The organism is Bradyrhizobium pachyrhizi (genome assembly GCF_001189245.1).
Taxonomy (GTDB): domain Bacteria; phylum Pseudomonadota; class Alphaproteobacteria; order Rhizobiales; family Xanthobacteraceae; genus Bradyrhizobium; species Bradyrhizobium pachyrhizi.
In genome coordinates this window covers 39,597-46,317 of the sequence record NZ_LFIQ01000084.1, presented here as the reverse complement: position 1 = coordinate 46,317, position 6,721 = coordinate 39,597, and the positions used below count along the sequence as shown (strand labels likewise).

The 6,721-nt window shown below is 66.9% G+C and carries 9 protein-coding genes; all 9 read left to right on the top strand.

All coding sequences use genetic code 11. From position 1 onward, the window contains the following. On the top strand, positions 1 to 478 hold a 478-nt coding region (locus tag AKL29_RS19005; RefSeq protein WP_244482171.1), incomplete at its 5' end, for a PspA/IM30 family protein. Between the two features lie 69 nt (positions 479 to 547). Further along, positions 548 to 823, top strand: a complete 276-nt coding sequence (locus AKL29_RS19000; protein ID WP_028332945.1) for a YiaA/YiaB family inner membrane protein — start codon at positions 548 to 550, stop codon at positions 821 to 823. A gap of 332 nt (positions 824 to 1,155) precedes the next feature. Next, complete coding sequence (locus tag AKL29_RS18995; RefSeq protein ID WP_202814551.1) at positions 1,156 to 2,214, top strand: hypothetical protein; 1,059 nt, start codon at positions 1,156 to 1,158, stop codon at positions 2,212 to 2,214. After that, on the top strand, positions 2,211 to 3,086 hold the full coding sequence (locus tag AKL29_RS18990) for a HesA/MoeB/ThiF family protein (protein ID WP_050385188.1): 876 nt from the start codon (positions 2,211 to 2,213) through the stop codon (positions 3,084 to 3,086). Before AKL29_RS18995 ends, AKL29_RS18990 begins: the two co-directional genes overlap by 4 nt. After that, a complete protein-coding gene (locus tag AKL29_RS18985; RefSeq protein WP_050385187.1) occupies positions 3,083 to 4,282 on the top strand; it encodes a hypothetical protein in 1,200 nt (399 codons plus the stop codon). Before AKL29_RS18990 ends, AKL29_RS18985 begins: the two co-directional genes overlap by 4 nt. Continuing rightward, positions 4,279 to 4,722, top strand: coding sequence for a hypothetical protein (locus tag AKL29_RS45090; RefSeq protein WP_244482169.1), 444 nt, complete (start codon positions 4,279 to 4,281; stop codon positions 4,720 to 4,722). Before AKL29_RS18985 ends, AKL29_RS45090 begins: the two co-directional genes overlap by 4 nt. Before the next feature lie 57 nt (positions 4,723 to 4,779). Next, positions 4,780 to 5,400: a hypothetical protein gene (locus tag AKL29_RS45085; RefSeq protein ID WP_244482167.1), complete on the top strand. Its 621-nt coding sequence runs from the start codon at positions 4,780 to 4,782 to the stop codon at positions 5,398 to 5,400. Beyond that, positions 5,397 to 6,392 carry a hypothetical protein gene (locus AKL29_RS18975; RefSeq protein WP_050385186.1) on the top strand — a complete coding sequence of 332 codons (996 nt, stop codon included), beginning with the start codon at positions 5,397 to 5,399 and terminating at the stop codon, positions 6,390 to 6,392. Before AKL29_RS45085 ends, AKL29_RS18975 begins: the two co-directional genes overlap by 4 nt. Before the next feature lie 82 nt (positions 6,393 to 6,474). Further along, positions 6,475 to 6,681, top strand: coding sequence for a hypothetical protein (locus tag AKL29_RS18970; RefSeq protein WP_024581255.1), 207 nt, complete (start codon positions 6,475 to 6,477; stop codon positions 6,679 to 6,681). The last annotated feature ends 40 nt before the right edge of the window (positions 6,682 to 6,721 follow it).

Here is a 6,721-nt window from a genome sequence, read left to right as displayed (position 1 = left end):
GCGCGCGTCGGCGGCACTCGAGGGCGGCCGGGAAGACCTCGCCCGCGAAGCCGCGCAGGCGATCGCCAATCTCGAAGCCGAGCGCGATGCCGCGATGACCGCACGCGCGCTGTTCGCCTCCGAGATCACCCGGCTGAAGCGCCATGTCGGCAACGCCGAGGCGCGCATCGCCGAGCTCGACCGCGGCCGTCGGCTGGCCCGCGCATCGGAAGCGGTGCGTTCGCTGCGCCGGAGCGGCATCGAGGCTGCACGCCCCTACGAATCGACGCTGCCGGAAGCGGAGGCGACGCTGAAACGGCTGCGCGAGCGGCAGATGGAGATCCAGGCCGCCGACGAGGCGTTGATCGAGATCGACGCCGCCGCGGGGCCGCTCGCCACCGCCGAGAAACTCGCCGAGCAGGGTTTTGGCCCGCGCATGAAATCGACCGCCGACGACGTGCTGGCGCGGCTGAAAGCCAGGCGCCCGCCCGCTGCCTGAAACCTGAAGCCTGAACTTCAAGTCTGAAACCAAGCCAATTTCAAACCATCTATCATCAAGGAGACGACCATGAACCAGACCATCCAACCCCACAGCGGCAGCTGGGTTACCTTCACCTACGCGTCCTTTGCGGCCTCCGCCTTCCTCGTCGCCCTCGGCGTGTTCTTCCTGCCGATCGACCTCTGGATGAAGGGCTATCTCACGATGGGCATCGTGATGCTGGTCCAGACCTGCGTCACGCTGACCAAGACGGTGCGCGACAATTACGAGAGCAGCAAGTTCGTGAACCGTATCGAGGACGCCAAGGCCGAGCGCCTGCTGATGGAAGTCTCCAAGGCGGCGTGAGCCGAAGTCAAGTCGAAGCGGCGGGTGGTTTTCCACCCGCCGCTTTCGTCGGGGGCGGGTCTCGCCCCGCGTCATTGCGAGGAGCGATAGCGATGAAGCAATCCATCGCCCCGCATCTGCGGAAGCATGGATTGCTTCGCGGAGCCTGTCATCGGGGCGCGCGTTCGCGCGACCAGTTGGCTCGCAATGACGGGTGGATGGACTGCCGGCGCTTGCGGCCAACTTGTTCCGTTTCCGGAAGGCCTTGTTTACCCTGCGGCAAACAGCGTCAGGTTGCGCTCATGGCTCCTTAACAGGGGTGAGTGCAGAGATCGCGCCCGAGGGACAGAGAAATGGCGTCCACGGACAATCCCACGCCGGCTTCCAAGAGCCTTGGCAAGCACCTTGGCAAGGCGCGCGCCGCCTTTGACGGTCTGCGCAGCCATGGCGGCTTCTGGCTGAGGGCGCTGTCGCAGCCGACCATCGATCTCAGCTTGCGCACCCAGGCCGGCCAGCGCACCCGCATCGTCGAATCGCCCGGCCTGTCGCTGCCGAGGGACGAGCTCGACGCGCTGGTCGAGCAGCTGCGCATCGTCGCCGCCAAGACGCTGCCCGAGGAGAGCCTGACCTATGGCATCTTCTCCGGCGAACCCGAGCGGCTCTCGCGCGCCGTCGTCACCCTAATATCCGAAGAAAACACCGGGCGGCCGATCGCCTTCAACGCGCTGTCGGTGATGGACGTGCCGCTCGACGGCGAGCCGGCCGAGGTCACTCATCTCGGCCTCGTCATGGTCGATCCCGATGTGCGCGGGCAGGGGCTGTCCTGGGTGCTCTACGGCCTGACCGCGCTGGTGCTGTTCGCCCGCGACGGGCTGCGGCCGAAATGGATATCCAACGTCACCCAGGTGCCGGCGGTGGTCGGCATGGTCAGCGATACGTTCTCGGACGTGTTTCCGTCGCCGCTGCCGGGCGCGCGGCAGAGCTTTGCGCATCTCCAATTGGCGCGCGGCATCATGGCAAGGCATCGCGCGGTGTTCGGCGTCGGCGAGGAAGCCGGCTTCGACGAGGCGCGCTCGGTCATCACCAACGCCTATACCGGCGGCTCGGACGCGCTGAAGAAGACCTTCGAGGTCGCCCCGAAGCATCGCAATGCCGTCTATAACGAGTTTTGCGCGCGCGAGCTGGACTACGCGCGCGGCGACGACGTGCTGCAGATCGGCCGCGTCGATCTTGCCGGCGCGCGCCGCTATCTCATGAGCGAGGTGCCCCCGGGCTCGCTGCCGGCGCTGCTGGCGGCGTCCGGGATGCTGGCGCTGCAGCGGCTGGTGCTGCCGGTGGTCTACTGGATGGACGACAGCCGCGCCTTCGGCACGCTGCGTCCGCGCAAGCAGAACGGCGGGGCCGCGCGATGAATTTCGACTACTACTCCTTCACCGGCCGCAATATCGGCTTCATCGACGAGCACGAGCAGCAGCTCTTGCGTCAGGCGCGGGTGTTCGTCTGCGGCGTCGGCGGCATGGGCGGCGCGGCCTTCATGGCGCTGGCGCGCGCCGGCGTCGGCAAATTCGTGATCGCCGACATCGACCGCTTCGAGGTCTCCAACCTCAACCGCCAGGTGTTCGCTTTCGCCGACGAGGTCGGACGCGAGAAGGCGGCGGTTGCCGCGGAAGCGGCGAGGCGCATCAATCCGACCATCGAGATCGAGGTGCTTGGCGAGAACTGGACCGGCGAGCTGGCGGAGATCGCCGCGCAGTGCCCGGTCATCGTCAACGGCATGGACGATATCGCTGCCGGCGTGCATCTGTACCGGACTGCCAAGCGCGCCGATGCCACCGTGATCGACGCCTACATGTCGCCGCTGCCGTCGGTGATCGTGGTGCGCCCGCACGATCCGCGGCCCGAGCAGCGCCTCGGCTTCCCGACCCTTGGCAAGGACTGGACCGATATCACCGAGGACGATCGCCGCGCCGCGATGCGCGCCGAGATCGAGCACGTGATGCTGCATTCCTCGTCGCGCAACTATGTCGACCTCGCCATCGCCGGCGAAGTGGCCGCCGGCCGCCGCAGCCGGATGTCGTTCGCGCCGATGGTGATCTCGACCGGCATGCTGATGGCCTATGAGGCGGTCGCGCTGATCCTGGGCCGCACCTCGGGCACCGATTGCCGTGGCTGGTTCCTCAACCCGCATCGGCCCGCGATCGAGAAGCCGCGCAATGCGCTCGTCGCCGCCCTGATGCGTCCGCTGGTGCGGCGGGCCATCGACGAATTGACTGGCAGCAGATGACGTCCGGGGTGATTGCCGATTCCATCGTCAATCTGTGCGGCGCCATCGGGCTCGCCGTGGCGATGATGACGTTCTACCGGCGCGATCCAAGGAGCCCGTTGACGCGCCGCCTGCTGCTCGCACTCGGCGTGATCGCGATCCTGTTCCTCGACCGCGGCCTTGCCTGGTGGACCGGAAGCCGCCTGCTCGACCGCCTCTCGGTGATCCCGGCCTCGCTGGTTCCGCTCGGCGCCCTGATCGTCACCGAAGGCATCCTGCGGCGCCACGCGCCGCGCGCGGTCAAGATCGCGGCGCTCGCGGGCGGCATCCTGCTCGGTCTTGGCGGCCTGTTCGGACTGCAACGGCTTGCGATGCCTTACGCGATCGCGCTGGCGCTGTTCCAACTGCTGGGCTTCGCCACGTGCGCGCTGCTGCTGGCGACGCGCGATCGCGCCTCGCTGATGGCTGCGGAGAACCGCAGCATCGGCCGCATGGCGGTCGGTGCACTGGTCGTGATCCCGTTCATCCTGACCGACTTCCGCACGCTGTTTCCCGATATCCCCGTGCGGCTCGGCGCGCTGGGCGCGCTGCTCACGGTGACGGTGATGCTGATCGCCGGCGGCGGTGCCGAGACGCGCCGGCACGGCCTTGCGATGATGGCGCTGCGGCTGATCTCTTCGGGCCTCTTGGGTCTCGCCGCTGCCTTCATGGCGCCCGACGTCGACGCCGCGCAGATGGTCCGTTTCGTCGCGGTTGCGATCGCCGGCGTGCTGACCATCGGGTTGATGACGGACGCGCTGCGGGCGCTGTTCGAATCGCAGGAGCCGGGCGTGCTCAATTCGGTCGCGGCATCGCCGGCGCAGACCCGCGAGCAGTTGATCGCCGAGCTCGCGCGGCATCCGATCTTCGAAAGCGCGCGGCGCTTCCGCGAGAACGAGCTCGCGCTCTACGATCCGCCGCTGCTGCACGACTTCCTGTCGACCCGGCGCGTGCTGCGGCGGTCCGACGCGCCGTGGGGACTGGCGTCGACCGATCCCGCGGCCGAGCGCATGGTCTCGCTGATCGCAGCCAACAACGCCTCTCACGTCATCGTGCTCGGGCATGATCCGCTCGACCTGATCGTGCTCGCGGTGCCCGTCACCGCGGCCGACCCCGCCACTGAAACCGCGCTGGCGCTGGTACGCCGGCTGCTGGCGTTGACCCCGGAGGCCAAATGACATCAGAGATCCGCGAGGGCGACCGCAGGGCGGCATTCGACGCGGCCCTCAATGCCTACGGGCCCGACAGCCTCTACGTGCCGCCGCTGTGGAGCGATTTCGACCGGATGTTTGATTCCGCGAAGAATCCGTTCGTCACCGAAGGCCACGGCCGCTATGCGTTGTTCTCCGCGCATCGCGATGGACGACCGGTCGGTCGCATTGCCGCCTCGATCCACGACGCGTCCAACCGCAAGCACGGCACCCGCCATGGTGCATTCGGCTTCTTCGATTGCATCGACGATGTCGAGGTGGCCGATGCGCTGCTGCGCGCCGCCGAGCAATGGCTGTCGGCCCGCGGCATGAGCCGCGTCGCCGGCAATTTCAATCTCACCGCGATGCAGCAGATCGGCGTGATGACGGATGGCTTCGACCATGCGCCGTTCACCGACATGATGTAGTCGCCGCCGCACATCGCAAAGCATCTCGAACGCGCCGGCTATGCCGCGACCTTCCCGATGACGACGTTCGAGATCGCGCTCGACGGCGGCAAGCCGGAGCAATTGCTCGGCGACAAGCAGCGCGCGGTGCTGGCCGATCCGGATTTCGTCTGGCAGCCGATCAAGCGTTCCGCCTTCAAGGTGCGGTTGGAGGATGCGCGGCTGATCCTCAATGACGGCTTTGCCGACAATCCGATGTTCGTGCCGCCGACCGCCGCCGAATATCTGTTCCAGGCCGGCGACATGATGTGGATCATCGACAAGCGGATTTCGACCGTGGTCTATCACCGCGGCCGGCCCGCCGGAGCGATCATCGCGATCCCCGACCTCAATCCGCTGATCAAGGCGATCGGCGGCCGGGTCGGGCTGTCAGCGCCGTTCAAATTCGTGCAGCACCGCGTGATGAACAGGCGCGCGGTGCTGATCTATCAGTCGGTCTGCCGCGACCTGCACAATCGCGGCCTCAACGGCGCGATGCTCTACCGCACCGCGCTGGCGTTGCAGGAGGCCGGCTATCGCACGCTCGGCGGCACCTGGATCGCTGACATCAACGGCCCGTCGCTGCGCCAGGCCGAGAAGGTCGGGGCGAAGCCGCTGCACCGGCTGCATCTGTTCACCAAGCGGCTAGCCGCACCATGAGCGCGCTGACGCCGGATCTGCTGCGCGAGGTGGTCGCGGAGGCGCGGTTGGCGCCGAGCGTCCACAACATCCAGCCGACCCGCTGGCGCCTGCTCGGCGATGAGCGGCTGGCGCTGGTCGATGCGACCGGCGTCCGCGCCCCGGTTGCCGACCCCGTGGGGCATGACGTGCTGGTGTCGCATGGCGCGGCGCTGGAGGGCATGAGCCTCGCGCTTAACCGCCGCGGCTTCGCAATCACAGGCATCACCACGCTCGAGCAGCCGCTGTCGCCGCAGTTTGCGGTGCTGTGCTCTTTTGCGATCAGGCAAGGAGCCGAGCCCGATCCGCTGGCGGACCTTGTGGCACGCCGCATGTCGTGGCGCGGCAAGTTTGCGGCATCGCCGGTCGATGCGGCGGCGCTGGCGCAGCTGGCTGCCGCGCGCGACGATGTAATCTGCATTGGAGATCGCCAGGCGATTGCCGATATCGCCAACTGGGCCGATCGGGCCGAATTCTCCTTTGTCCGCGGCGACGACTATCGGGCTGAGCTGCTCGCATGGATGCGGCTGTCGCCCGGCCATCCGCACTATCTGCTCGATGGGCTCAACCGTGATGCGCTCGCCATGAATGCGGTCGAGGCCACCGCCGCGCGCTACCTGCTCGGCACCCTGTTCAAGCCGCTCGATCGTCTCGGCTTCGCCGCGTCGTTGCTTGCCGACGGCACCAAGACCGCGTCGGCATCGGCGATCGTGCTGTTTTGCCGTCCCGTCGGTGAGGATCCACTCACGACCGGACGGCATTTCTACCGCGCCTGGCTGGAGATCGATCGCGCCGGTTTCGCGGCGTGCCCGATTTCGGCGCTGGTCGATCATCCTGACTTTAACGACCGGCTGCGAAAGCTCGGCAAAATCGGCGCCGATCTATGCCTCGTCAACGTGTTCCGCATCGGCCGGCCATCAAAACCGATCAAACCGCGGCATTTCCGGTTGCCTGTTGACCGGCTCATTGTCTGAAAATTAAGCTGCAATCCCCGCTGTCAAAACTTCACGCGGTCGTGCTATGACGCCGCCCGCTAACCAACGACCGGTGGAGATGATGTCGAAGCAATCGCTGCGCGAGGAGGCCGAACGCCTCATCCGCGAGACCATGGAAAAGCGGAACTTGGTCATCAAGCAGGGCACGACCCGGATCGAGGCCGTTTGCGGCAAATGCGGTGCGCCGAACCGGGTGCAGGCGGAAAAGGGCCAGTCCCGCGTCAAGTTCACCTGCAAGAACTGTGACCACAAGCAGGAAACGCTGTGAGCGGGGCCGCGCTCCCGTCATCCTGAGAGAATGTGAATGT